Raw genomic sequence first — 23,866 nt, 5'->3', positions numbered from 1 at the left:
ACCGGGCCGCCGCGGCTCACCCGACGTTCGACAGCGCGGGCGGGCGGCATCGGTCGCGGTTAGGGTCGGCCCATGGCCAAGGACCTCGTGGTTCCGCTCGCGCCGAACGTCTGGCGCATCCCGCTCGTGCGCGACCTCGTCAACGGTTTCATCCTGCGCGACGACGACGGCCAGGTGACGCTCGTCGACATGGGACTGTCGAGCTCCGGGCCCAAGGTCATCGCTGCCCTCGGCGCCATCGGGGCTGCTCCCTCCGACGTCACCCGGCTGCTGCTGACCCATGCCCACCCCGACCACGCCGGCGGGGCGGCGCACGTGGCCCGCGAGACGGGACGCGGCTTCACGGTCCACCACGGCGACGCGGCGTACGCCGTCGAGGGGTCCTCACCCCCGCGCGACCGCAGCTTCCTGCTCGGTCGGCTCGTCGACCGCTTCTCCCGGCCCGGCCGGGACTTCGAGCCGCTCACGGTCGAGCGCGAGATGACCGACGGCGAGGTGCTGCCCATCGCCGGCGGCCTGCGAGTGGTCCACACGCCCGGGCACTCCCCCGGGCACGTCTCGCTGCTCCACGAGGAGTCGCGCACCCTCATCACCGGCGACGCGATCTTCAACGTCCTGGGGCTGCGGTGGCCCGTCAAGGCCTTCTGCACGGACTTCCGCATGACCCAGCAGACCGCGCACCTGCTCGGCGAGCTCGACTACGACGTCGCGGCCTTCACGCACGGCACCGAGCTGCGCGACCGACCGCGCGAGGCCATCCGCGCCTTCCTCGGGAGGCACCGCCCGTCGTGATGCGACGGGCCACCATCCACAGACCTGTCCACAACTGTGGACAGACCTTGTACAGGCAGTGCCCCGAGAATGGGTAGGTCTCCCGCGTGACGAACTTCGGATACACCCTGATGACCGAGCAGAGCGGCCCCAAGGACCTCGTCCGGTGGGCCGTCCGCGCCGAGGAGGTCGGCTTCGACCTCGCGGTCTCGAGCGACCACTACTCCCCCTGGCTCACCGAGCAGGGCCACGCGCCGTACGCCTGGTCGGTGCTCGGCGCCGTGGCCCAGGCCACCGAGCGCCTCGAGCTCATGACCTACGTGACGTGCCCGACGATGCGCTACCACCCGGCCGTCGTCGCGCAGAAGTCGGCGACGATGCAGCTGCTCTCCGACGGCCGCTTCACCCTGGGCCTCGGCAGCGGCGAGAGCCTCAACGAGCACGTCGTCGGCGAGGGCTGGCCCGGGGTCGTGACCCGTCAGGAGATGCTCGTCGAGGCCATCGAGATCATCCGGCAGCTGCACTCCGGTGAGCTCGTGACCCACCACGGCGAGTACTTCGACGTCGACTCGGCACGCATCTGGGACCTGCCCGACATCCTCGTCCCGGTGGCCGTCGCCGTGAGCGGTGACGCGTCGATCGAGCGGCTCGCCCCGCTCGCCGACCACATGATCGCGGTGCAGCCGGAGGCCGACCTCGTCGAGACGTGGAACCGCATCGACGGCGCGGAGCGCATCGGGTCCGGCGCGCGCGCCATCGGCCAGATCCCGATCAGCTGGGACCCCGACCGCGACGCGGCCGTGGCCCGCGCCCACGAGCAGTTCCGCTGGTTCGGCGGCGGCTGGTCCGTCAACGCCGACCTGCCCACCCCGGCGGGTTTCGCCGGCGCCACGCAGTTCGTGCGGCCCGAGGACGTCGCCGCGTCGATCCCGTGCGGACCCGACCTCGACGCGGTCGTCGAGGCCGTGCGCCCCTACTGGGAGGCGGGCTTCACCGACATCGCACTGGTCCAGATCGGCGGGGACGCCCAGGCACGCTTCCTCGACGAGGCCGCCGGGCCGCTGCTCGAGAAGCTGCGCGCCGCCGCCGGCTGAGGAGTCAGGCCGCCTGCTGGCCCGCGCGCTCGGCGAGGAGACGCTCGCGGCGCTTCGTGATGTCCGCGCACTCGAGGCAGACCTCCTCCGGGATGACGCCGAGGCGCATGAGGCCCGAGAAGAGGATGCAGCCGACACAGACGCCGAAGATCGACTCGAGCGCCGGGAAGAGCACCATGACGACGCCGATGACGACGACGGCGGCGAGCGCACCCGACGAGCCGGTAAGGAGGCTGACGACCCAGAGCGCGGTCGCGGCGACCGTCATGACGGCCCCGATGGTCGCCGCGAACCGCTTGGGCGGGCCGGCCGTCGGCCGCTTGGGCGCGGCGACGGCGGGTCGGATCCACCGCTGCACGATCCGGGCGACCGGGCTGGCCGAGGGTCCGAGCGCGGCCCGCAGGCTGAAGTCGACCGCGAGGACGGCGTAGAGCCACCACTGCTGGGTCGCGAGGGCGATGACGCCGATGACGAGCACCACGGCCGCGATGAGCCGGACCGTGATGTCGTCGACGACGGCGGGGAAGCGCGAGGAGCTCATCCATGCATTATGCACGACATAAGATGTGGTTATACAACGGCTGCTCAGCATCCGGAACCGTCCTGCCCGGCCGGTCAGCGCGAGCGCAGGACGCGGAGGGCGACGACCGCGCAGGCGACGAAGAGCGCCGCCCCGACGCCGGCCACGACGGCAAGGCTCGCGGTGAAGGCGCCCTGCGCCGCGGCGACGAGCTCGTGGGCGGCCTCGGCCGGCAGCGTGGTCGCCGTCCGGACGGCGCCTGCGAGTGAGTCGAGCGCGGCGGACGTGGTGCTCCCGGCGTGCGCGGCGGCATACGGCGTCAGCTGGTCGCGGTAGACGAAGGTCGCGAGCGACCCCAGCCCGGCGATGCCGACGGCGATCCCGAACTCTCCCGACGTCTCCGACATCGACGCGACCGACCCGGCGCGCTCCGGCGGGGCCGACTGCATCATGACGCCCATCGTCAGCGTCGACGGGAGCATGATCCCGAAGGACGTCAGGCACATGCCGAAGACGAGCAGACCGAGGCCCTGGGTGGGGCCGACCTGCGTGTAGAGCGCGAGGCCGGCGGCACAGACGAGCAGGCCGGTGGCCATGGTGCGCGCCGTGCCGAGCCGCTGGGCGATCCGCGCCGACGACGACGCACCGACGAGAAGGGCGATGTTGGCCGGGAGCATCCACAGGCCCGCGCCGAGCGGGTCGAGGCCCGCGACGAGCTGCAGCCACTGGGAGCTGAGGAACGACACGCCCGCCATGACGACGCCGCCGACGAGCATCACCGCGAGCGCCGTGGAGAAGGCGCGGCTGCGGAAGAGCGAGAGGTCGACGAGCGGGTTGGCGATGCGCCGCTGACGGCGGACGAAGACGAGGCCGAGGGCGCAGCCGACCGACATCGTCAGCAGGGCCGTCGTCGTGTCGCCGCCGCGGGCGATCTCCTTGAAGCCGTAGATGACCGGCAGGATGGCGGCGAGGGACAGGACCGAGCTGGCGACGTCGACGCGCGCACCGGCGCGGATGTCGGACTCCGGCAGGACGCGACGGCCGACGACGACGAGCAGCACCATGAACGGGACGCCGAGCAGGAACGCCGAGCCCCACCAGAAGTGCTGGAGCAGGACGCCGCCGACGAGCGGACCGACGGCCATGCCGCCCATGAAGCACGAGTACCAGACGCCGATGGCCGTCATCATCGCCTTCTCGTCGGTGAAGATCGTGCGGATGAGACCCATCGTCGACGGCATGAGGGTCGCGCCGGCGATGCCGAGCAGGGCCCGCCAGAAGATCAGCTGGCCCGGGCTCGAGGCGTACGCGGCGGCCGCGCTCGCGACGCCGAAGGCCACCGCACCGATGAGCAGCAGACGCTTGCGCCCGATCCGGTCACCGACCGCGCCCATCGTCACGAGGAAGCCGGCGAGGACGAAGGAGTAGATGTCGAGCATCCACAGCTGCTGGGTCGTGCTGGCACCGAGGTCGGCGGACAGCTCGGGCAGCGCGAGGTAGAGGACGCTGACGTCGAGCGAGAGGAGCAGGGCCGTCAGGGCGAGGACGCCGAGGGCGACCCGCTGGCGGCGGGTCGGTCGCGAGGTGGACCGCGACATGGACCGCGACGTGGACCGCGACGTGGACCGGGAGGTGGACGGGGTCTGGGGCTGCGAGGTCGTCGTCATGCCCTCACGTCGAACCGGCCCGCGCCATCTCGACACGGCCACGCGAAATCGGTGTCGGCGAGGCGGCATACGCTGGCGACATGGCTCTACACATCGGTGCGCACGTCGACCAGGAGGACCCGATCGCGGAGGCGAAGGCGCGCGGGGCGTCGCTCTCGCAGCTCTTCCTCGGCGACCCGCAGAGCTACAAGGGCCCCGTGATCCGGTACGCCGGTGGCGCCGAGGCGCTCAAGGCCGACGCCGAGGCCGCGGGGATCGACCTCTACGTCCACGCGCCCTACCCGATCAACGTCGCGAGCCTCAACAACCGCATCCGCATCCCCGGTCGCAAGCTGCTCCAGCAGCACCTGACGGCCGCGGCCGAGATCGGCGCCAAGGGCGTCATCGTCCACGGCGGCCACCTCGGCGCCGACGAGGACGCCGCGACGGGCTTCGACAACTGGCGCAAGTGCATCGAGGGGCTCGACCTTCCGGTGCCGCTCCTCATCGAGAACACCGCCGGCGGCGACAACGCCATGGCCCGTCGGCTCGAGGCCATCGCCCGGCTGTGGGATGCCATCGGGCAGGCCTCGGGGAGCGAGCACGTCGGCTTCTGCCTCGACACGTGCCACGCCCATGCCGGCGGCAACGACCTCGGCACGGTCGTCGAGCAGGTGCGCGCCATCACCGGACGCATCGACCTCGTCCACGCCAACGACTCGCGCGACGAGTTCGACTCGGGCGCCGACCGGCACACGAACTTCGGGTCCGGGCACATCGCGGGCGAGGCGCTCGCCGGCGTCATCCGCGCGGCCGGGGCACCGGTCGTGTGCGAGACCCCCGGCGGCCTCGAGGGCCAGAGCGCCGACATCGCGTGGCTGCGGTCGCAGGTCTGAGGTCCTGACCACTTCTTTACCCCGACAACCCTCACCGAGGGGCGACGGCGGCCTACCGTGCGAGGTGGGCCGCCGCTCGGGGGTTGGCCGGCGGTCCTCCCTCTGGAGGAGGAACTCATGCGCATGATCATCAAGACCGCCACGGCGGCTCTGGGGGCCGGGGCCCTGGCGGTCGTCGTCGCCGTGGCGCCGACCGCGACCGCGGCGAGGACGAGCAGCCACGTCGACCGGCACGCGGCCGCGACGACGACGGCCGAGCAGCAGCGGATCACCGGCTACTGGACGTCGGCCCGGATGAAGAGCGCCATCCCGCGCGAGAACAAGTACGTTCCGCTCAAGGGCAGGCCCGGTGGTGGCACGAGCAGCGCGACCGCCGTCAAGGTGCCCGCCACGCCCCTCTTCGGCAAGGTCTTCTTCACCGAGAAGGGCCTCAACTACGTGTGCTCCGGCACCGTGACCGCGAGCGGCAACAGCTCGGTCGTCACGACGGCTGGGCACTGCGTCAACGAGGGGCCGGGCGCCTACGTGACGAACTTCGCCTTCGTGCCGAAGTACGAGAACGGCGCCCGTCCCTACGGCACGTTCACGGCGCGCACCCTGCTGACGTCGACGGAGTGGCGCACGAGCGGCGACTTCAACCACGACATCGGCTTCGCCGTCATGAACCCGGTCGGTGGCAAGACGCTCCTCGCGACGGTGGGCGGCTCCTACCCGATCGCGTTCAACCAGGGCTACAACCTGACCTTCGACGCCTACGGCTACCCCCAGGCGAGCCCCTACGACGGCCAGACGCTGTGGCGCTGCTCGGGCCCGACGACGAAGGACACGAGGGGCTCGACCGACAACCGGCTCCCCTGCACCATGACGGGCGGCTCGTCGGGCGGCGGGTGGATCACGGGCGGCAGGCTCAACTCGCTCAACTCGTTCGGCTACCGGGGTGAGAAGGACGTCATGTACGGCCCGTACTTCGGCTCCGTCGAGCAGGCGGTCTACACCGCGGCGAGCTCGTCCTGAAGCCGCGACCGCGCTCCCAGCGCGGTCTCAGGAATTCCTGACCGTCTCTTTACCCAACGGGCTCCCGCGGGCCCCTAGGTTACTCAGGGGTTGCGAACGGGTCGCCGACGATGCCGGCTCCTCGCGCCCGCACGCCTGCGCCGCGTCCCGCCATCCCCTCCTCGGTGGCGGGCCGCGGCGTTCGTGCGTTCGCCATCCGGTCGGCGAGGAGCACGGCGACGCGCAGCTGCTCGGCGGTCGGCCGCGCGACGTGGGTCGACGCGGTCACGCGGAAGTGGCCGACGACGTCGCTCCCGCGACGGACGACGACGGCCGTGTAGCCGTCGGTGGGCAGCCCCGCGCGCTCGACGGGAAGGCGGCGCCCGGCCGTGGTGACCTGGCCGTCCGCACCGATGACGGCGTCGTTCCAGCGGGGGTGGCCGGCGTCCCACGTGCACCGGTCGGCGCCCAGGACCGTGGTGATCGCGGACGCGATGGCCGTCGACCGGGCGTCCTCGGTGGTGTCCGGCGGCAGGTCGAGCAGCTGGGTCAGACCGGAGATGTAGCCGTCCCGGCGCTGGGCGGCGGCCTGCTGCCGACGACCCCAGAGGGCGATCTCCGTGACGGCGAGGCCCACGACGACGAGCGCGACGGCGAGCTCGAGGTCGTCCCGGTGGTGGATCGAGAGCGAGTAGTACGGCTCGGTGAGGAAGAAGTCGAAGGCGCCGGCGGCCGCGAGCGCGGCGGCGACCCCGGCGACCCGGTCACCGGTGGCAGCGGCCGCGACGACCGTGAGCACGAGGACCATGGCGGCGGTGCTCTGGTTCATCCCGTCGCGGAGCAGCCCGAGGGTCGCGCCCACGGCGATCGGCAGGAGCAGGGATCCCCACCGCGTCAGGGCGCGGTGCTCGGCGAGCCAGTCGGTGGTCATGAGCCCACGCAACACCCACCGGCCGCGGCGCGGGGCGGCCCGGGCGTCATCCTGACGCGATCTTGACGCCATCCTGACGACGCGGGAGTACAAAGGGTGGGGACGACGACGCCGAGCCAGGAGGACTCCCGTGAGCGGGACCGGAAGCCCCGACGACCCGTGGGTCCTGCGCACCCCGCCGGGCACCTCGGAGTACACGATGCACCGCGACGACACCTCCGAGCCGGCCCAGCTCGTCTGCCAGGTGGGGTCGACGCGCCTGACCTACGACGCCCGCGTCGTCGACGACCTCCACGCCTGGCTGCGCGGGCAGGGTGACTGGGTCGCGCTCGGGGCGGCCGACGAGCAGAAGCCGGCCAAGGAGGGGACCGTGGAGGCTTGGGCGCGCTCGGAGGCCAACCCGCTCGGCGGCTGGTACGGCATGCGCAGGGGCTACCGCGGACGCGTCGGCATGTACCTGCCACCGCTGCTCGAGGAGCTCGGGCTCGCCGAGGTGGAGCACCAGCCACGCAACAACCGCATGCGAGCCCGGTGACCGGTCGGGAACGTTCTATCCCAACGGCATTCGGGTCGATAGCGTCGAGTCCATGCTGAGCACCTCGACCTTCACGACGTCCGACCTCGACGTCACCGACTACGTCCCTGACGTCACGACGGCGCTACCCACCGGGCACCTGCGCCTGCGCAAGGCGTATGCCGGTGACGTCGAGGGGCGCAGCGTCACGCAGTTCACGTAGGCCTTCGACCAGACCTCCGGCGTCGGCACGTACGTCGCGCTCGAGTCGTTCGAGGGCACCGTCGCCGGGAGGCGCGGCGCCTTCAACTTCGTGCACGCAGCCTCGACGAGCGGCGCGGACCGGGCGAACGAGTACGGCCTCATCGTGCCGGGCAGCGGCACCGACGAGCTGGCCGGCATCGCGGGCACCGTCCGGCTGCACGTCGACAGTGACGGCACCCACCGCATGCACTTCGAGCACAACCTCGGGTGAGCACGCAGCAGAGCGGCGCGGGGAGGCGTGTTCCCCGCGCCGCTCTGCTGTGGTGCCCGTGGTGCCCGTGGTGCCCTCCGGCTAGCCGACCGTGACGGTGAGCGAGCTCAGCACGTCGGACCTCGAGTCCGAGACGAGGACCCGCACCGTGTAGGTGCCGGCGGTGGCCCACGTGTGACCACCCGTCACCGTGGCGGTGCCGTCGGACGCCGTCGTCACGGTGGCGTCCTCGGTCACGGTCCCGTCGCCCCACTGGACGCGGGCCGTGTAACCCGTGGCCGCAGGGACGCCGCCCGAGGCGGTGCCGAGCGTGACGTCGGTGTCGGCACCGGTCGTCGCCATGGCGTCGGCACCGGCCGCGACCGTGAGGGCCGACCCGTTGTCGGCGACGGCGAACACGTGGATCCGTCCGGCCGTCGTCGGGTCGCCGGTCTGTGTCGGCAGGGTCACCGACTCGACCGTCTTGCCGGCCGGCACCGTGAGCGGCGCGGTGGCGAACAGCTTGGCGCGGCAGCCGTCGGTGCCCGTGCCGTTGAGGCGGTAGGCCATCTCGATCGCCACGGTGTTGCCGAACTGCGCGGACCCGCACCAGTCGCCGTACTGCACCGGGTAGCTCGTCGTCGAGCCGTCGGTGAAGCGCACCGTGGCAGTCGTGTCCTGGTTGCGCTGCGTGCCCGTTCCGATGAGCGACAGCTTCGTCGCCCCCGGGGCCAGCGTCACGGGCAGGGTCTGACCCGCGCCCGTCGCGTTGTCCTTCTCGCCGACCGGGATGCCCGGCATCGAGTAGCGCAGGTCGGTCCCGGGCACGGTGAGCAGCTTGCCCGGCACGCCACCCGCGGCGGCGAGCGCGGCACGGGACAGGCCCGCGTCCTTGCCGTCGCAGTGGACGACGTCGCCGACGTTGCCGAAGCACACGGAGTCGAACCCTGCGGCATACGCCGGCGTGGACGCCTGGTGCACGGTCACGGCTCCGAGGGCGGAGCCGCTGTCGTTCGCCGTCGTGACGGTGACCTTCGGCTGGTACGGCCCCGGCTCGGCCCACGTGTGGGTGCCACGGACGGTGTACGAGCCGAGGTCGCCGGCCTCGATGGTGCCCGCGGAGGACGTCCCGTCACCCCACGCGATGGTCGCCGTGGCCGAGTCGGCCGGGTCGGTGCCCTGGCCGACGCCACCCGAGAAGGTGGCGAGGGTGCCCGACCAGGCGGCGTCCTCCGCGACCTCGAACGGCTCGGCCGCCGAGACCTTGAGCCCGGTGTTCTGGGCCTTGGAGCCGTCGGTGAGCAGCTCGAGCTCGGACAGGTTCGCAGCCGCCCCACCCACGGTCGCCGTGACGACGAGGCGGTAGGTCGTGAACGTCCCGGTGTGCGCGATCTCGAACGGACGCGTCTGCACCCGCCACGGGAAGACCTGCTCCGTGCGCGTGTCGAGCGTCTGCCAGGTCGCGCCGTCGTCCTTGCTGCCCTCGAGGCGCCACGCCGACGGGTCGCCGGCCTTGGGACCCGAGGTGACGGTGTACCAGGTGGCGCGCTGGCCGACGCCCGAGAGGGCGAAGGTCACCGAGGGCGTGCCCGAGGTGAAGGACACCCCGGTCCGCGACGTGTTGTCGAAGAGCGCCTTGGCGTCGGCACCCGACGCGAGGTCGGTCGCCGTCGCGGTGCCGCGGCCGGGACCGGTCGCGTCCTTGAGCGGCTTCGGCGCCTCGGTGCCCTGCGTCAGCGACGGGGGGGCGTCCTGGGCACGCGAGCCGAAGTCGGACGGCTTGGCACCCATCGCGAAGTCGACCGTGGTCGGGCCCGTGAGCTCGTCCTGGCTGATCGAGACGCTCTTGTGCTTCTTGCCGTCGACGGTGACGCCCTGCACGTAGATGTTGCGCTCGGAGTTGCCGGGCGCGTTGACGACGAGGTCGCCCTGCGTGCGCTTGACCGTGACCTGGTCGAACTTCGGCGAGCCGATGGCCCAGTTGGCCGAGCCGACCTGGAGCGGGTAGATGCCGAGCGAGGACAGGACGTACCAGGCGGACATCTCGCCGTTGTCCTCGTCGCCCGGGTAGCCCTGGCCGATCTCGCCGCCGACGTAGAGGCGACGCATGATCTCGCGGACCTTCTCGGCCGTCTTCCACTGCTGGCCGGTCCAGTCGTACATGTAGGCGATGTGGTGGCTCACCTGGTTGCTCTGGCCGAGCTGGCCCATGCGGACGTCGCGTGCCTCGAGCATCTCGTGGATGACGCCGCCGTAGCCGCCGGGCTTCGTCGCCGTCTCGGGCGTCGAGAAGAACGTGTCGAGCTTCTTCGCGAGCGCGTCACGGCCGCCGTAGAGGTTCGCGAGGCCGTTGCCGTCGAAGGGCGCGTGGAAGGCGAAGTTCCAGGCGTTCGTCTCGGTGTAGTCACCGCCCCAGTCCTCGGGGTCGAAGCTCGACGGGAAGGTGCCGTCGGCGCCGCGGCCCTGGAAGAAGCCGACCTTGGGGTTGAAGAGGTTGCCGTAGTGCGTCGCCCGCTCGAGGAAGTACTTCGACTCCTCGACGAGCTGCGCGCGGCGTGACGTCGGCGTGGCCGGGTCCTTGGCGAGCTTGGCCGCCATGGTCCCGATGCCGAAGTCGTTGACGAGACCCTCGAGGCCCCACGAGACGCTCTCGCCCGTGTCGGTGCTCGTGTAGCCCAGGAAGGTCGAGGTGTCGAGGCCCTTGCGACCGACCGCGCTCGACGTCGGCAGGACCGTCGCGTTCTTCACGGCGGCGTCGTAGGCCGCGAGCGGGTCGGGCAGCTTGACACCCTTGGCGTACGCGTCGGCGAACGCCACGTCGGAGCTCGTGCCGGTCATGAGGTCGGCGTAGCCCGGCGAGCTCCACCGCGCGACCCAGCCACCGTCGCGGTACTGCTGCACGAAGCCGTCGGCGATCTCGGCGGCGACCTCCGGGTAGAGCAGGCTGTAGGCCGGCCACACGGTGCGGTAGGTGTCCCAGAAGCCGTTGTTGACGTAGATCTTGCCGTCCTTGACGGCGGCGTTCGTCGTCGTCGCCGTGGCCGAACCGCTCTTGGCCGTGACGGGGCTCGCGTACTGGTAGCGCGGGGCCGCAGCCGTACCGGTGTTCTCGAACTGGCTGTTGGGGTAGAGGTTGAGCCGGTAGAGGTTGGAGTAGAGCGTCGTCCGCTCGGTGTCGTTGGCGCCCTTGACGCTGACGACGCCGAGGCGTGCGTTCCAGGCCGTCTTGGCCGCGGCTCGCACTGCATCGAAGTCGCGCGTCGCGAGCTCGAGGGCGTGGTTCTTCTTCGCCTGGTCGAGCGAGATGAACGACGTCGACAGCTTGAGCGTGACCTGCTTGCTCGTGCTCGTGTCGAAGGACGCGTAGCGGGTGCCGGTGTGGCCACCCGGCGCCGTGCCCACGGCGGTGGCCGGCCGGTCGAAGGTGCCGTAGACGAACATCCGGCTGCGGCCGGCGGACAGGCCGCTGCCGTTGTCGACCCAGCCCGTCATGGTGCCGGTCGCCGCGTCGACGGTGAAGGTGCCGTTGTCGTCGATGGTGTCGACGACGAGGCTGCCCTTGCTCGCCGAGGCGGGGAAGGTGAACCGGTAGACGCCGCCGTGGTCGGCCGGGGCCGTCTCGGCGGTGAGGCCGCCGGCGAGGGCCACCTTGTAGTAGTCCGGGTGGGCGACCTCGGTCGCGTGGTCGAAGGCGAGACCGCGACCGGACGCGCTGCCCGTCGGCGTGCCCGTCGCGACGGACGGCATGACCGACATCTGGTTGCGGTCACCCATCCACGGGCTCGGCTCGTGCGAGACCGCAAGTCCCTGCAGGACAGGGAGGTTCGCCGCGTTGTTCTGCGACTGGTAGTAGTACTCCCACGACTGCGAGTTGGCGCTCGTCACCGGAGTGAAGAAGGTGAACCCGTTGGGCACCGCGCTGATCGGCAGGTTGTTGCCGCGCGAGAAGCCGCCCGACGCGTTGGTGCCGCGCCGCACGTCGACGTAGTTCGTCAGGTCCGAGCCGTCGATGACGGCCGGGTCGGCCTGGACCGCGATGTCGTCGACCCAGCCGCCGAAGCGGGTGTCCTTCGTCGCACCGCCGACGTTGTCGTAGCCGACGAGGACGCGGTCGATCGTCTTGCCCGCGGCGACCGTGCCGACGTCAAGCGAGACCGCGTTCCACTGGTTCGCGTAGAGGATCTTGCCCTTGCCCTGACCGCTCGGGCTGGCCGCGACACCGTGCTGGTCGTCGGCGCCGAGGTCGGACAGGTACGTGCCGTCGGTGAAGCGGACGTCGAGGGCGGCATACGTCGACGGGTACTCGAGGTCACCGGCGATCATGTCGGGGAAGATCTTGTAGCTGAGCCGGGTCTGCGGCGTCACCGGCAGGTCGACGTCGAAGAGGCGGTTCCAGGCGTAGCCACGACCGTCGGCCGTGTGGCCGCCGGAGTAGCGCAGCGCCTTGACGCCGGTCCAGCCGACGAGGGGCTTGATGTTGAAGCCCGAGATCGGGCCGGAGCCGACGATCGTCTTCATCGGGGTCGCCGGGCCGGAGCCCGTGCTGCCGTCGGACAGGTCCCAGTCGGCGAGCTGGACGGTGCCGCCCGAGTGGATGGCGGTGACGTTGAGCCGGTAGTACGCGTACGTCCCGGGCGTCGTCACGTCGAACGTCCGGGTCGCGAAGCGTCCCGAGAAGTCGATGCCGGTACGGCGGTCGAGGTCGGTCCACGTCGTGCCGTCGGCCGACCCCTGGAGCGTGAAGTCCTTCGGGTCGCGCTCCGGGGAGTCGTTGGCCGAGGTCAGCGAGTAGCGGACGGCCTTGGCCGGCGTGCCGAGCTGGTAGCGCACCCAGGCGCTCGAGGCGAAGGCGAGCCACTTGCTGTCGGGGTTGGCGTCGGCGAGGTTCGCCGCGACCTCTCCCGGGGCGTTCTCTGCGCTCGCGGTGACGCCGACGACCGAGCCGAGGAGGCTGCCGTTCGCGCTCGCCGTGCCGGAGACGTTCTGCTGGCGCGGGCCATCGGGGCCGACCTCGACCGTCGAGAGCTCCGGCTGCGGCTGACCGGCCTCGAACGACGTCGAGAAGTCACCCGCTCCGGCGGCTGCCGTGGGTGCCGTGGGTGCTGAGAGCGGCGCCGCGGCAGTGCTGCCGAGGGCGCTCGCGTGGGCGGGACCGGCGACCGCACCCGCGGTCGACGTGGCCAGGACTGCCAGGGCGATGACGCCTCTGTGGATCCCGGATCTCATGGACATGGGTTCCTCCGTGCTCGTCGTTGAGCCGTGCTGAATGTGAGGTCGGCGCCGACGACCCCGAGCCGCCTCCGACCCGGCGAGACTCGCCGCACCCGACAAAGGGCGTCAACAGCCCGAACCGATCTTGTCCGGTCAGGACATCGGATCGGACAGAACGGCGTGACAGCGTGCCCGAACGCCGTCGTGGCGTTGCCATCCGGGCGCTCGCTGACCAGACTGCGGGGCATGACAGCGTTGTCTGACCACCGGACAGCCGCCCGCCCGACCATGGCTGACGTCGCCGCCGAGGCCCACGTCTCGGTCAAGACCGTCTCGCGCGTGGTCAACCACGAGCCGGGCGTGCGTCCCGACACGGCCGAGCGGGTGCGGGCCGTCATCGAGCGACTCGGCTTCCGACGCCACGACGGCGCCCGCCTCATGCGCCAGGGCCGCACCTTCACCATCGCCCTCGTCGTCGAGGACCTCGCCAACCCCTTCTACTCCCAGGTCGGCGCAGCCGTCGAGCGCGAGGCGCGCATCCGGCAGCACCAGCTCATCACGGCGTCCGCGGAGGGCTCGCCGTCCCGCGAACGCGCCGTCATCGAGGCGCTCGTGAACCGCCGCGTCGACGGCATCGTCGTCGTCCCCGCCGACGAGAGCGCCTCCTCGGACGCCGTCCTCGAGGCGAGCCACACCCCGATCGTCTACATGGACCGTCCCGTGCGCGGCACCCCGCGCGACACGATCCTCAGCGACAACCACGGTGGCATCCGCAGCGCCGTCGAGCACCTCGTCGCCCACGGCCACCGCAACATCGCCTTCTACGGCGACGACCCGGCGTTCTGGACGGCCCGGCAGCGCCGCGACGCGTTCGTCACGACGCAGCAGAGCCTCGGCCTGCCCACGAGCGCACGCGTCTCGATGGGTCCGCACACCCCGGTCTCCGTGCACGAGTCGCTGAGCCAGTGGACGACCGGTCCGGAGCCGATCACCGCGGTCATCACCGGCAACAACCGCATCACGCTCGCCGCCCTCCTCGCCCTGCGCGAGCTGCGGCTGCCACTGTCGCTCGTCGGCTACGACGACTTCGAGCTCGCCGCCCTCATCGACCCACCGGTCACCGTGGTGCACCAGGACCCGGCGGCCATGGGGCAGAAGGCCGCCCAGCAGCTCTTCGCCCGCCTGCTCGGCGACGAGTCGCAGGCCCAGACCGTCGTCATGCCGACGCGGCTCATCGTCCGCGCCTCGGGCGTCCGCCGCGGCACCCCGACCCGTTGACCGACCCGAGGAGCACCAGCACCGTGTCCCAGACCACCGTGTCCGACCCGACCCGACTGCCGCCGAACACGCCCCACCGTTTCTACCGGGGCGGCGAGCGGATCCTCGCCTTCCGCGGGCTCGACGTGCCGGAGGGCTTCGACGACCACCGCCCCGAGGACTGGCTCGCCTCGACGACGCGGCTCTTCGCCGAGGGCGGTGGCGGAGTCACGGTGCTCGCCGACGGGACGCCGCTGCCCGACGCTCTCGCCGACGACCCCGACCACTGGCTCGGAGCCGACCACGTCGCCCGGCACGGCCTCGAGCCGGGCCTGCTGACGAAGCTGCTCGACGCGGGAGAGCGGCTGCCCGTCCACTCCCACCCCGACCGCGCCTTCGCCGCCGCCCACCTCGACTGCGACCACGGCAAGACCGAGGCCTGGATCGTCCTTGACGCCGAGCCCGGCGCCTGCGTGTGGCTCGGCTTCCGCGAGGAGCTCCCGGCCGAGGAGCTGGCCGAGCTCGTCGAGGCGCAGGACGAGCGGCTCCTCGCCGCCCTCAACCGCATCGAGGTGTCGCCCGGTGACGCGCTGCTCGTGCCCGGCGGTCAGCCCCATGCCATCGGCGAGGGCGTCTTCGTCCTCGAGCTGCAGGAACCGACCGACCTCTCCGTCATGCTCGAGCACAGCCGGTTCGGCCTCGAGGAGGCACACGCCTTCCTCGGCCTCACCGTCCCGCGCGCGCTCGAGAGCGTCGACCGTGGGCCGCTGACCGCGGACGGCCTCGCAGCCCTGCGTCGTCGCTGGGTCGACGTCTCGGGCGCGGGCCATGCGCTGCCCGAGCAGGCGACGGAGTTCTTCCGGGCCGAGGTGCTGAGCGCGACGCCGGACGCGCCGGCCGCCGGCGACGCGGCCTTCGCCGTCGTCGTCGCGGTCGCCGGCCGGGGCCGACTGACGACGGGGACGGACGCGCCCCGCACCACCGAGGTGGCGCGGGGCGACGTGCTGCTCGTGCCCTACGGTGCGGGCGACGTCCGCGTCGAGGGCGACCTCACCGTCGTGCGCTGCATGCCGGCCGTCTGAGAGGGGCAGGACCCCCGGACCTCAGTCGGTCGTGCGACGGATGAACGCACGCACCGCCAGCGGGGCGACGACGGCGGTGATCGCGACCGACCAGATCACCGTCGTGAGGACCGGATGGTGCAGGGGCAGCGCGGCGTCGGGCAGGGCCTCCGGTCCGTTGCCCCACAGCTCACGCATGGCCTGGACGAGCGAGCTGATCGGGTTCCACTCGGCGATGGTGCGCAACCAGCCGGCCATGCCCACGGTCGGTGCGAAGGTGTTGGCCAGGAACGTGATCGGGAAGATCGTCGTGAACATCAGGCCGTTGACGGCCTCGGGCGAGCGCATCGACGAGCCGACGAGGATGCCGACCCAGATCATGGCGAAGCCGAAGAGCAGCAGCAGCGCGAAGGCGAGCAGGGCCTTGCCGATGCCGTTGTGGATCCGCCAGCCGATCGCGAGGCCGGTCAGCGACATGACGAAGATGCCGATGCTCGAGTGGATGATGCTGTAGATGCTGCGGCCGACGAGCACCGAGCCCCTCGAGATCGGGAGCGAGCGGAACCGGTCGATGATGCCCTTGCCGAGGTCCATGTTGAGGCCGATCGCCACGATGAACGCCGAGAAGGCCATGGTCTGGGCCATGATCCCCGGCATCAGCCACTCCCGGTAGTTGAAGCCGGGGATGACGATCGAGCCTCCGAAGACGAAGGCGAAGAGCAGCACGAACATGACCGGCTGGATCGTGACGTCGGTGAGCATCTCGGGCTGTCGCTTGATGTGCTTGAGGCTGCGCCACACCATCGTCGTGACCTGACGGACGAAGCCCGGCGGCTGGAAGTCGTGCGGCTCGACGTGCGCCACCCGGGTGGCGTCCTTGACGGCGGAGTCGGTCATCGCTGCTCCTCGATCTGCGTGCTGGGCTCGGTGGGGGACTCGGCGCCGTCGGCGGTGGGCTGCTCGGCGCGGTGGCCCGTGAGGCTGAGGAAGACGTCGTCGAGGCTGGGCCGCTGCAGGCCGAGGTCGTCGAGGACGATCTCGCTGCGCTCGAACACCGTCGCGACGCGGGTCATGTCGGACAGCCCGTCGGCCGGAGCGGTCAGCTGACGGGCGGCCACGTCGACGTGCACCTCGGGGACGTGGGCCGCGAGCAGGGCCCGTGCGGCCTCGAGCTGGTCGGCGTGCGACACGGTCAGGACGATGGCGGCCTTGCCCGACTGGTCCTTGAGCTCGAGCGGCGTGCCCTCGGCGATGATGCGCCCGTGGTCGATGACGACGATGCGCTCGGCCAGCTGGTCGGCCTCCTCGAGGTACTGCGTCGTCAGCAGCAGCGTCGTGCCGTCGCGGACGAGGCCGCGCAGCACGTCCCACAGCTCGACGCGGCTGCGCGGGTCGAGGCCGGTCGTCGGCTCGTCGAGGAAGAGCACGGGCGGGGTCGCGATGAGGCTGACCGCGAGGTCGAGCCGGCGGCGCATGCCACCGCTGTAGTCCTTGACGACCTTGTTGCCGGCGTCGCTGAGCGAGAAGCGCTCGAGCAGCTCGTCGGAGAGGCGGCGCACCTCGGCCTTGGACAGGCCGTAGAGCGAACCCATGAGCCGGAGGTTCTCGCGGCCCGTGAGCAGCTCGTCGACGGTCGCAGCCTGGCCGGTGAGGCCCATGCTGCGGCGGACGAGCTCGGGGTCGCGGACGACGTCGTGGCCCGCGACGCGGGCGGACCCGCTCGTCGGCGTGCTGAGCGTCGTCATCATCCGGACGGTGGTGGTCTTGCCGGCACCGTTGGGGCCGAGCAGACCGAGGACCGTGCCCTGGGGCACGGAGAAGCTGACGTCGTCGACGGCGGTCATGTCGCCGAAGCGTTTGACGAGGTGCTCGGCCTCGATGGCCGGACCCGTGGACCGGTCGCGCGCGGCGCGCGCGTCGGTGGTGATGGTCATGTGAGGGCTCCCCGGAGAGGTGGTGAGTTGCGGCGTGCGACGACCATAGGCGTCACCACCGACAGCCTCATCGACCAAGTGAACGCCGTCAACATTTTTTGGCGAGTTCGCCCACGGCGTACGCCCTGGGTCGCCGGCCGGGGCACGATCCGCGCGCTCGCGTGCGACGCTGGAGCGACGCACCGAGATCGGAGACCGCCATGACCCAGCTCGCCCCGCGCGCACAGACCACCCTCCGGACGCCGCTGCTGCGCGAGGTCTACGGCCGGCTCCTGCGCGGCCTGCGCACCCGCCAGGGCCGCACCCTCGCCGAGGTCGCCGCTCGCGCCGGCATCTCGGTCGCCTACCTCTCCGAGGTCGAGCGCGGCCTCAAGGAGCCCTCGTCCGAGGTGCTCGAGGCCGTCTGCGTCGCGCTCGGCTCCAGCATCATGGGCCTCGTCGGCGCCGCCCACCGCGAGCTGCGCGACCTCGCCGACGGACCGGCTGCCGGAGGGCGCGTCCTCGACCTCACCTTGCGGGCCGGGTCGAGCATCGCGGCACCCGCGGACGCGCCGACGGGGCCGGTGCTGCTCGTCGCGTGAGCAGCGCCGACCCCGTCGGGGTGTGGCAGGTCAGTCGACGAGGCTGCCCCACGTGTTGTTGCCGACCACACCGTCGACGACGAGGCCGGTCTTCGACTGGTACGCGCGCACCGCGGAGTACGTCGCCGGACCGAACGAGCCGTCGACGGTGAGCGAGTAGCCCGCGTCGACGAGCTCGCGCTGCAGACCCTTGACCGCCTCGCCGCTCGCGCCTTGGCGCAGCACCGGCAGCAGCGAGTACCACGTGTTGTTGCCGACGACGCCGTCGACCGTGAGCCCGTGGGCCGACTGGTAGCTGCGGACCGCGGAGTCCGTTGCGGGGCCGAAGGACCCGTCGGCGGTCACGCTGCGACCCGATGCCCGGAGCATGAACTGCAGGGTGCGCACGGCGGTGCCGCTGCTGCCGCTGCGCAGGACGGGGAGGCTCGTCTCCGTCGTGCCGCCTCCCGTGCCGCCCGAGCCGTACCTGGCCAGCACGTCGTTGGCGTACGCGATGCGCTGGGTCGTCGCGCACGTGCCGCACCGCTCGAACTTCTGCATGAAGACGGTCGTGGCCGTGCTCACCGACGTCGACGCCCTGAGGTCGGCGAGACCGTAGGAGGAGAACGTCGACAGCTCGTACCACGTGAAGTCGAGCTGGGCCGCCAGGGCGTAGCGGCTGCGACCGCTGAGCCCGGCGTACCAGACCATGTTGTCGCGGGAGTCGGTGTCCCAGCGTCCGCCCTCGCTCCACTGGGCGATCCCCATGCCGGGGCCGCTCGGCTGGTTGGCATAGGGGTTGATCGGGCTGCCCGACTCCTGGATGAGGTTGCCGACGATGCCCGCGGACTGGCGCTCGGTCAGGCCCTTGGACACGAAGTAGTCGAAGGCGATCTCGTCGTTCGAGGCGGCCAGGGCGCTCGGGGCCGCGACGACGCCGAGGACGGCGACGGCCGCAGCTGCGAGGAGCCCGGCGAGGCTCCTTCGGGTGGTGCTGGTCTTCATGGTTCCTCCGATCTACGCGAGCAGCGTGCTCCACGTGTTGGGGCCCACGACCGCGTCGGCGTCGAGGGCGTGGGCGGTCTGGAAGGACTTGACGGCCGAGGCGGTGCCCGAGCCGAACACGCCGTCGACCGTGACGGCATACCCCTGCGCGGTGAGCGCGGTCTGGACCCCGCGCACGGCGTCGGAGGTCTGGCCCTGGGTGCACGTGACGGCGAGCGGCGACTCCCACGTCGCGGCGCCGATGACGCCGTCGGCCGTCAGGCCCTTCGCCTGCTGGAAGGAGACGACCACGGCCTTGGTGCCCGAGCCGAAGGCTCCGTCGACCGTGAGGCTGCGGCCCGAGTGGCGCAGCAGGTACTGCGCCGTGGTGACCCGGAACCCGCTGTTGCCCTGCTGCAGCGTCGGCCACGTGCGGGTCGGTGCCGGTGGCGGGTTGCTCGTGCCGAGCCTGGTCGCGACCTCGGAGCGGAGCTGTGGAAGCTTGGCGTACAAGGCGTTTCCCGGGCACTCCGTGTCGAGGAAGTCACGGTGGCCGTAGATGTCCTCGGGCCCGAGGCCGTACGTCTGGCACAGGTAGGCGCACAGCGTGACGAGCGCGTTCCACTGCGCCGTCGTCGGCAGGGCGGTCGTGTACGTGCCCTCGTTCTCGATGCCGATCGACGTCGAGTTCTGGCCCGTGCAGTGCGCGCCGAGCGGGAAGACCGTGCTCGACCCGGAGCCGAGCCCCTCGACCGACCGGTGGCGACCCTCCATCGTGAAGCCGCCGCGGCTGATCGTGAACTGCTGACCCGAGTCGATCCAGCCACGAGCGAAGTGCCACTGCTGGATGTTGCGGGCGAGGGAGTGTGCCGCCGCCTGCGAGTAGTCGGTCGTGTTGGCCGAGGCCGTGTGGTGCACGAGGATCTTCTGCGGCGGCCCGGTCATGCTGACCGTACCGGTCGCCGGCTGGGCGCCCCACGTCGCGCACGACGCGATGGCCGGGCGGGCGACGGCCGTGACGGCGGCGTTCGAGGGCGTCGCCTTGGCGACGCCGAGCGCTCCCGCCGCGCCGACGCCGAGGGCGCCGACGAGGAGGGAGCGACGGCCGAAGCCGGGTGCGGGGTTCACCGTCACCAGCCCGCGCACGCGTCGGCGTCCCAGGCGATGCTCGTCCGGATGTCGACGTGGGCGTGGTCGTCGTGCGCGGGGTAGCCCGGGCCGAAGATGCCGCCGAAGCCGGCGTAGCGGGCCTGCTTGGCGATGCTGCAGATCGAGGTCGCGCTGTCGCCCGGGACGAGGTCGAGGGCGCCGCCGCTCAGGTGCACGCTGTTGCTCGCGCCGCCGACGGACGCGTTGCACGTCGAGTCGCGGTAGCCCGACGTGACCTTGAGCGGGTGGTCACCGAGCTGGTGGCGCAGCGCCTCGGCCCGCCACAGGGCCCGCTTCATGTTCTCCTTGTTGGCCGCCGTGCCCGTGAAGCCCCGGCCGCAGTTGTAGCTGGCCTCGGCGTAGGTGAAGTGGACGGGCGTGCAGTCCGGGTCCTGCAGGGCGTAGATCTTCGAGAAGGTCGCCGGGCCGGCGATGCCGTCCGACGTGAGGCCGTATGCCTTCTGGAAGTTCGCCACGGCTGTCTTGGTCTGTGCCCCGAAGGAGCCGTCGATGCCCATGACCTGGCCGCGCGGCACCCAGCCGGCGACGCGGATCTGGAGCTGGGTGACATCGGCACCGGAAGTGCCGGCGCTGAGGGTGCGGGGCCACGAGTAGCACTCGTCGGCGTGGGCGGCCGGTGCCGTGGCGGTCACCGTGGCCGTCGCGACGCCGAGGCCTCCGAGAGCGAGGGCGACGGCGGCGATGACGTGGGTCAGTCGGTTCCTGCGCATGCGATTTCCCTTTCGTGAGATGCCTGGTCCTGCATGTCGAGACTGTCGGAGGCGCGCCGTCACCGCGCGCCGAGTGCATGGGGAGCACTCCCCATGCACCCGGCGCAGGGGGGAACGGTCAGGTGTAGGGGTTGTCGACCGAGTTGCCGACGAGCGACCAGCCGGAGTCGTCACCGACCCGGGCCTCGATGCGGCTGATCCGCTTGGAGTCGGTCCAGGAGAGGCCGTTGTACGACGTGTAGAGCCCGTCGCAGGCGTTGCCACCCGTCGTGTCGTACCGCTTGGTCGTGTAGGTGTACGTGCCGTCGGTGTGCCAGACCTTGAGGTGGATGTAGCCGTTGTAGCCGTTGCAGTAGGGGTCCTTGACGCTCATGTTCACGCTGGTCTTGTAGGCGCTCTGGAACGACAGGGTCGCGCTGCCGCACGCGTTCGTGCCGCAGGCGTCGGACCGGTTGGTCGCGGCGGACGCCGAGCCGGTCGGGCCGAGGAGGAGCGCCGGGAGGGCGACCGCGCCGACCAGGAGGGGAAGCGCCTTCTTCTTCAGGTTCATCCGGGTGGAGCCTTTCGTCCGGGGCCGTTCCCTGGTGGTGGCCCGTGGTCCCACCGTCGCGGCGTGGGGCAGCGCGTCCCACGGACAACCCGGACAACGGGGCCGGACATCGGTCGTCCGAGTTGCGGGGACGGCACACCTCCCCCACGATGCGAAGGCGGGACCTCGACAGGTCCCGTCTTCGCTCTCGTGGGTCACGTCGCCGTGGCCCCCAACCGCATCAGGGGACGGTATGGACGGAGACTTCGGGACGGCTCTGCGACGACTGCGCAAGCAGGCCGGCCTGACGCAGGAGGCCCTCGCCGACCGGTCGGGTCTCAGCGTCGAGGGCATCAGTGCGCTGGAGCGCGGACAGCGGCGGCACCCACGGGCCGACACGGTCGACCTGCTGGCCGCCGGCCTCCGGCTCGGCCCGGACGAGCGGCGCACCCTCGTCGAGTCCGCCGCACGGGCCCTCCCCAGCCGCGCCGCACAGCGCAGCCGGGTGCCGCGCCAGCTCCCGGCACGCGGCCCGTCCTTCACCGGCCGCGAGACCGAGCTCGCGCTGGTGACAGGGCTGCTCGCACGTCCCGAGCACCGCGACTCCCCGGTCCTCGTCGCCATCGTCGGCATGGGTGGCCTCGGCAAGACGACGCTGGCGGTCCAGGCGGCCTCGAGCGTCGTGGACGACTACCCGGACGGCCAGCTCTACCTGGACCTCCGCGGGCACGACACCCGGGCCCCGCTGACGGCCCTGCGCGGGCTGACCTTCCTCATCGGCGCCCTCGGTGGCGACGCGGGCGAGGTCCCCGACGACGTCGACCAGGCGGCCGCCATCTTCCGGTCGCTCGTGTCGGGCTCCCGGCTGCTCATCGTGCTCGACAACGCCGCGGACGCGGCCCAGGTCGAGCCGATGCTCCCCGCCTCTCCCGGATGCGCCGTGGTGATCACGAGCCGACGCTCGCTCGCCGGCATCGTCGACGCACACCACGTGCCCCTGGACGTGCTGCCCGTGCACGAGTCACGCCGGCTGCTCGGCCGGTTGGTCGGTGACGAGCGCCTCGCCCAGGACCCCCGCGCCGCAGCCGAGCTGGCGCGCGCCTGCGGCGGCCTTCCGCTGGCGCTGCGCATCGTCGGCTCGCGGCTCGCGGCCCGCCCCACCTGGCCCCTCGACTTCCTGGCCTCCCGCTGACGGAGGCGCGCACCTGCCTCAGCGAGCTGTGCACTGGTGACCTCGCGGTGCGCTCCAACATCGCGCTCTCCGTCGAGAACCTCGAGGCGAGCGACGACCCCGTCGACGTCGCCGCTGCACGCGTCCACCTGTGGTGCGGCCTGCTCCCGGCGACGGGCCTCTCGGTCCACGCCGTGGCGAGCCTCGTCGACCTCCCGGCCGAGGCCACGGCCACGGCGCTCGAGCGCCTCGCCGACGTGAGCCTCGTCGAGGCCACCGGCCCCGGGCGCTACCGCGTGCACGACCTCGTCCACGCGGTGGCACGGGAGCGGGCCGAACGGCAGCTCACGCCGGACGAGCGGGCGGCCGCCGTCGACCGCCTCCTGGCCTTCTACGTCGCCGTCGCCTGGCGCACCCGGCACCACTGCCGCGCCACCCCGGAGGGCGTGGACCTCGAGGCGCTCGTCGCGCCGTCGGGTTCGCTGACCGACCCCATGGACTGCCTCGACGCCCTCGTCGCGGACGCCGACCAGTTCACCGCCCTGGCCGTCGCGGTCGCCGAGTCCACCGCAGCCGATCGGTCACGGCTGCCGTGGCTCGCGCTCGGCCTCATCACCTACTTCGTCACGCGCGTCGACATCGCCGGCTGGCCCGAGATGCTGGCCCTCGCGGTCGCGGCGACCGAGCCGGACGCCACCGTCAGCGGGCACCTCCACGAGGACCTCGCCCTGGCCCTGAGCGGACGCGGCGAGCACGACGCCGCCCTCGAGCAGGCCCGTCACGCGGCCGACGTCTTCCGCCGGGCGGGCGCCGTGCGCGCCGAGGCCGCGGCCCTGGGCACCGAGGCGATCCTGCTCGGTCGTCTCGACCGGGTGGGCGAGGCCGTCGCTCTGCGTGAGCGGGCCCGACGGATCAGCGAGCGCCTCGGCGACACCCGGGCGCTGGCCGCCGCACACCGCGACCTCGGCCTCCTGGCCGCTCGGGAGGGTGACCTCGTCACCGCCGTCGCCCACGAGCGCCGGTCCCTCGAGCTCTACACGCGGGTCGGGGTCACGCGCGGGGTCGCCATGGCCGCGGTCAACCTCGGCGTCCTGCTGCGCGACACCGGCGAGCACGCCGAGGCACGGACCCACCTCGAGCGGAGCGTCGCCATCTTCCACGAGATCGGCGACCGGGCCGGGTTGACGGAGGCCATCGAGGAGCTCGGTTACTGGCACGTCGTCGCCGGCGAGCCGGACGTCGGGCTGCGTATCCTCACCGACGGGCTCGCCCTCGTCGACGACGCCGACTCGGGCCAGTGGGAGGCGAGCCTGCGCAAGCGGCTCGGTCTCGCCCTGCTCCGCCTCGGTCGTCGCGCGGAGGCCGAGCAGCACTGGCACGCAGCGCTGCGGATCCACATGCGGCGCGGCGAGTGGCGGGCGGTCGCGGAGGCCCACCAGCTGCTGGGAACCGGGTGACGG

Annotated in this window: 21 protein-coding genes and 1 pseudogene; 12 read left to right on the top strand and 10 right to left on the bottom strand. The window is 72.0% G+C overall.

Annotated features, from left to right (window positions below; all coding sequences use genetic code 11):
* Positions 1 to 72: 72 nt before the first annotated feature.
* A complete protein-coding gene (locus ACSQ2D_RS02070) occupies positions 73 to 792 on the top strand; it encodes an MBL fold metallo-hydrolase (protein ID WP_435984364.1) in 720 nt (239 codons plus the stop codon).
* Positions 793 to 878: 86 nt separating this feature from the next.
* Positions 879 to 1,865 (top strand): LLM class F420-dependent oxidoreductase, encoded by a 987-nt coding sequence (locus ACSQ2D_RS02065; protein WP_435984363.1) that lies wholly within the window; start codon positions 879 to 881, stop codon positions 1,863 to 1,865.
* A 4-nt stretch (positions 1,866 to 1,869) separates the two neighbouring features.
* On the opposite strand, the gene ACSQ2D_RS02060 is transcribed toward ACSQ2D_RS02065, so the two are convergent.
* Together ACSQ2D_RS02060 and ACSQ2D_RS02055 are read right to left on the bottom strand one after the other, a co-directional pair.
* A complete protein-coding gene (locus tag ACSQ2D_RS02060) occupies positions 1,870 to 2,406 on the bottom strand; it encodes a DUF4395 domain-containing protein (protein WP_435984362.1) in 537 nt (178 codons plus the stop codon).
* Positions 2,407 to 2,480: 74 nt separating this feature from the next.
* Positions 2,481 to 3,983 carry an MFS transporter gene (locus ACSQ2D_RS02055; protein ID WP_435984361.1) on the bottom strand — a complete coding sequence of 501 codons (1,503 nt, stop codon included), beginning with the start codon at positions 3,981 to 3,983 and terminating at the stop codon, positions 2,481 to 2,483.
* Positions 3,984 to 4,132: 149 nt separating this feature from the next.
* Between ACSQ2D_RS02055 and ACSQ2D_RS02050 the strand changes: the two genes are divergently transcribed.
* Complete coding sequence (locus ACSQ2D_RS02050) at positions 4,133 to 4,927, top strand: deoxyribonuclease IV (RefSeq protein ID WP_435984360.1); 795 nt, start codon at positions 4,133 to 4,135, stop codon at positions 4,925 to 4,927.
* Positions 4,928 to 5,044: 117 nt separating this feature from the next.
* Positions 5,045 to 5,941, top strand: coding sequence for a trypsin-like serine peptidase (locus tag ACSQ2D_RS02045; protein WP_435984359.1), 897 nt, complete (start codon positions 5,045 to 5,047; stop codon positions 5,939 to 5,941).
* Between the two features lie 79 nt (positions 5,942 to 6,020).
* On the opposite strand, the gene ACSQ2D_RS02040 is transcribed toward ACSQ2D_RS02045, so the two are convergent.
* Positions 6,021 to 6,851: a DUF4118 domain-containing protein gene (locus tag ACSQ2D_RS02040; protein WP_435984358.1), complete on the bottom strand. Its 831-nt coding sequence runs from the start codon at positions 6,849 to 6,851 to the stop codon at positions 6,021 to 6,023.
* Positions 6,852 to 6,981: 130 nt separating this feature from the next.
* Here ACSQ2D_RS02040 and ACSQ2D_RS02035 point away from each other — a divergent pair, with 130 nt between their 5' ends.
* The 3 genes and pseudogenes from ACSQ2D_RS02035 to ACSQ2D_RS02025 all read left to right on the top strand — a co-directional run.
* On the top strand, positions 6,982 to 7,386 hold the full coding sequence (locus ACSQ2D_RS02035; RefSeq protein ID WP_435984357.1) for a DUF6855 family protein: 405 nt from the start codon (positions 6,982 to 6,984) through the stop codon (positions 7,384 to 7,386).
* A 52-nt stretch (positions 7,387 to 7,438) separates the two neighbouring features.
* Positions 7,439 to 7,588 carry a hypothetical protein gene (locus ACSQ2D_RS02030; protein ID WP_435984356.1) on the top strand — a complete coding sequence of 50 codons (150 nt, stop codon included), beginning with the start codon at positions 7,439 to 7,441 and terminating at the stop codon, positions 7,586 to 7,588.
* A 15-nt stretch (positions 7,589 to 7,603) separates the two neighbouring features.
* Positions 7,604 to 7,840, top strand: a pseudogene (locus ACSQ2D_RS02025) (DUF3224 domain-containing protein); the annotation flags it as partial.
* An 81-nt stretch (positions 7,841 to 7,921) separates the two neighbouring features.
* On the opposite strand, the gene ACSQ2D_RS02020 reads toward ACSQ2D_RS02025, so the two are convergent.
* Positions 7,922 to 13,045 (bottom strand): GH92 family glycosyl hydrolase, encoded by a 5,124-nt coding sequence (locus ACSQ2D_RS02020; protein WP_435984355.1) that lies wholly within the window; start codon positions 13,043 to 13,045, stop codon positions 7,922 to 7,924.
* Between the two features lie 231 nt (positions 13,046 to 13,276).
* Between ACSQ2D_RS02020 and ACSQ2D_RS02015 the strand changes: the two genes are divergently transcribed.
* Both ACSQ2D_RS02015 and ACSQ2D_RS02010 read left to right on the top strand, forming a co-directional pair.
* Positions 13,277 to 14,308, top strand: a complete 1,032-nt coding sequence (locus ACSQ2D_RS02015; RefSeq protein ID WP_435984354.1) for a LacI family DNA-binding transcriptional regulator — start codon at positions 13,277 to 13,279, stop codon at positions 14,306 to 14,308.
* Positions 14,309 to 14,331: 23 nt separating this feature from the next.
* On the top strand, positions 14,332 to 15,369 hold the full coding sequence (locus ACSQ2D_RS02010; RefSeq protein WP_435984353.1) for a class I mannose-6-phosphate isomerase: 1,038 nt from the start codon (positions 14,332 to 14,334) through the stop codon (positions 15,367 to 15,369).
* A 21-nt stretch (positions 15,370 to 15,390) separates the two neighbouring features.
* Here ACSQ2D_RS02010 and ACSQ2D_RS02005 read toward each other — a convergent pair whose 3' ends face one another.
* Both ACSQ2D_RS02005 and ACSQ2D_RS02000 read right to left on the bottom strand, forming a co-directional pair.
* Positions 15,391 to 16,245 (bottom strand): ABC transporter permease, encoded by an 855-nt coding sequence (locus ACSQ2D_RS02005; protein WP_435984352.1) that lies wholly within the window; start codon positions 16,243 to 16,245, stop codon positions 15,391 to 15,393.
* Entirely contained in the window at positions 16,242 to 17,282 is a 1,041-nt protein-coding gene (locus ACSQ2D_RS02000; RefSeq protein WP_435984351.1) for an ATP-binding cassette domain-containing protein, read from the bottom strand. Before ACSQ2D_RS02000 ends, ACSQ2D_RS02005 begins: the two co-directional genes overlap by 4 nt.
* A gap of 200 nt (positions 17,283 to 17,482) precedes the next feature.
* Between ACSQ2D_RS02000 and ACSQ2D_RS01995 the strand changes: the two genes are divergently transcribed.
* The gene (locus tag ACSQ2D_RS01995) at positions 17,483 to 17,863 is read left to right on the top strand and encodes a helix-turn-helix domain-containing protein (protein ID WP_435984350.1); all 381 of its coding nucleotides are present in this window, start codon (positions 17,483 to 17,485) and stop codon (positions 17,861 to 17,863) included.
* 30 nt (positions 17,864 to 17,893) lie between these two features.
* Here the strand turns inward: ACSQ2D_RS01995 and ACSQ2D_RS01990 are convergent, their stop codons facing one another.
* The 4 genes from ACSQ2D_RS01990 to ACSQ2D_RS01975 form a co-directional block, all read right to left on the bottom strand.
* Complete coding sequence (locus ACSQ2D_RS01990; RefSeq protein ID WP_435984349.1) at positions 17,894 to 18,847, bottom strand: phage tail tip lysozyme; 954 nt, start codon at positions 18,845 to 18,847, stop codon at positions 17,894 to 17,896.
* Positions 18,848 to 18,859: 12 nt separating this feature from the next.
* Positions 18,860 to 19,954, bottom strand: a complete 1,095-nt coding sequence (locus tag ACSQ2D_RS01985; RefSeq protein ID WP_435984348.1) for a peptidoglycan recognition protein family protein — start codon at positions 19,952 to 19,954, stop codon at positions 18,860 to 18,862.
* Positions 19,955 to 19,956: 2 nt separating this feature from the next.
* Positions 19,957 to 20,706 carry a D-Ala-D-Ala carboxypeptidase family metallohydrolase gene (locus tag ACSQ2D_RS01980; RefSeq protein ID WP_435984347.1) on the bottom strand — a complete coding sequence of 250 codons (750 nt, stop codon included), beginning with the start codon at positions 20,704 to 20,706 and terminating at the stop codon, positions 19,957 to 19,959.
* A gap of 118 nt (positions 20,707 to 20,824) precedes the next feature.
* On the bottom strand, positions 20,825 to 21,256 hold the full coding sequence (locus ACSQ2D_RS01975; protein WP_435984346.1) for a hypothetical protein: 432 nt from the start codon (positions 21,254 to 21,256) through the stop codon (positions 20,825 to 20,827).
* A gap of 232 nt (positions 21,257 to 21,488) precedes the next feature.
* Between ACSQ2D_RS01975 and ACSQ2D_RS01970 the strand changes: the two genes are divergently transcribed.
* Together ACSQ2D_RS01970 and ACSQ2D_RS01965 are read left to right on the top strand one after the other, a co-directional pair.
* On the top strand, positions 21,489 to 22,427 hold the full coding sequence (locus tag ACSQ2D_RS01970) for an NB-ARC domain-containing protein (protein ID WP_435984345.1): 939 nt from the start codon (positions 21,489 to 21,491) through the stop codon (positions 22,425 to 22,427).
* 47 nt (positions 22,428 to 22,474) lie between these two features.
* Positions 22,475 to 23,863 carry a tetratricopeptide repeat protein gene (locus ACSQ2D_RS01965; protein WP_435984344.1) on the top strand — a complete coding sequence of 463 codons (1,389 nt, stop codon included), beginning with the start codon at positions 22,475 to 22,477 and terminating at the stop codon, positions 23,861 to 23,863.
* Positions 23,864 to 23,866: the final 3 nt, after the last annotated feature.

Source organism: Terrabacter sp. LjRoot27 (assembly GCF_964254175.1).
Taxonomy (GTDB): Bacteria; Actinomycetota; Actinomycetes; order Actinomycetales; family Dermatophilaceae; genus Terrabacter.
Note: the sequence above shows the minus strand (reverse complement) of the source record. Positions and strands in the feature narration are given on the sequence as shown.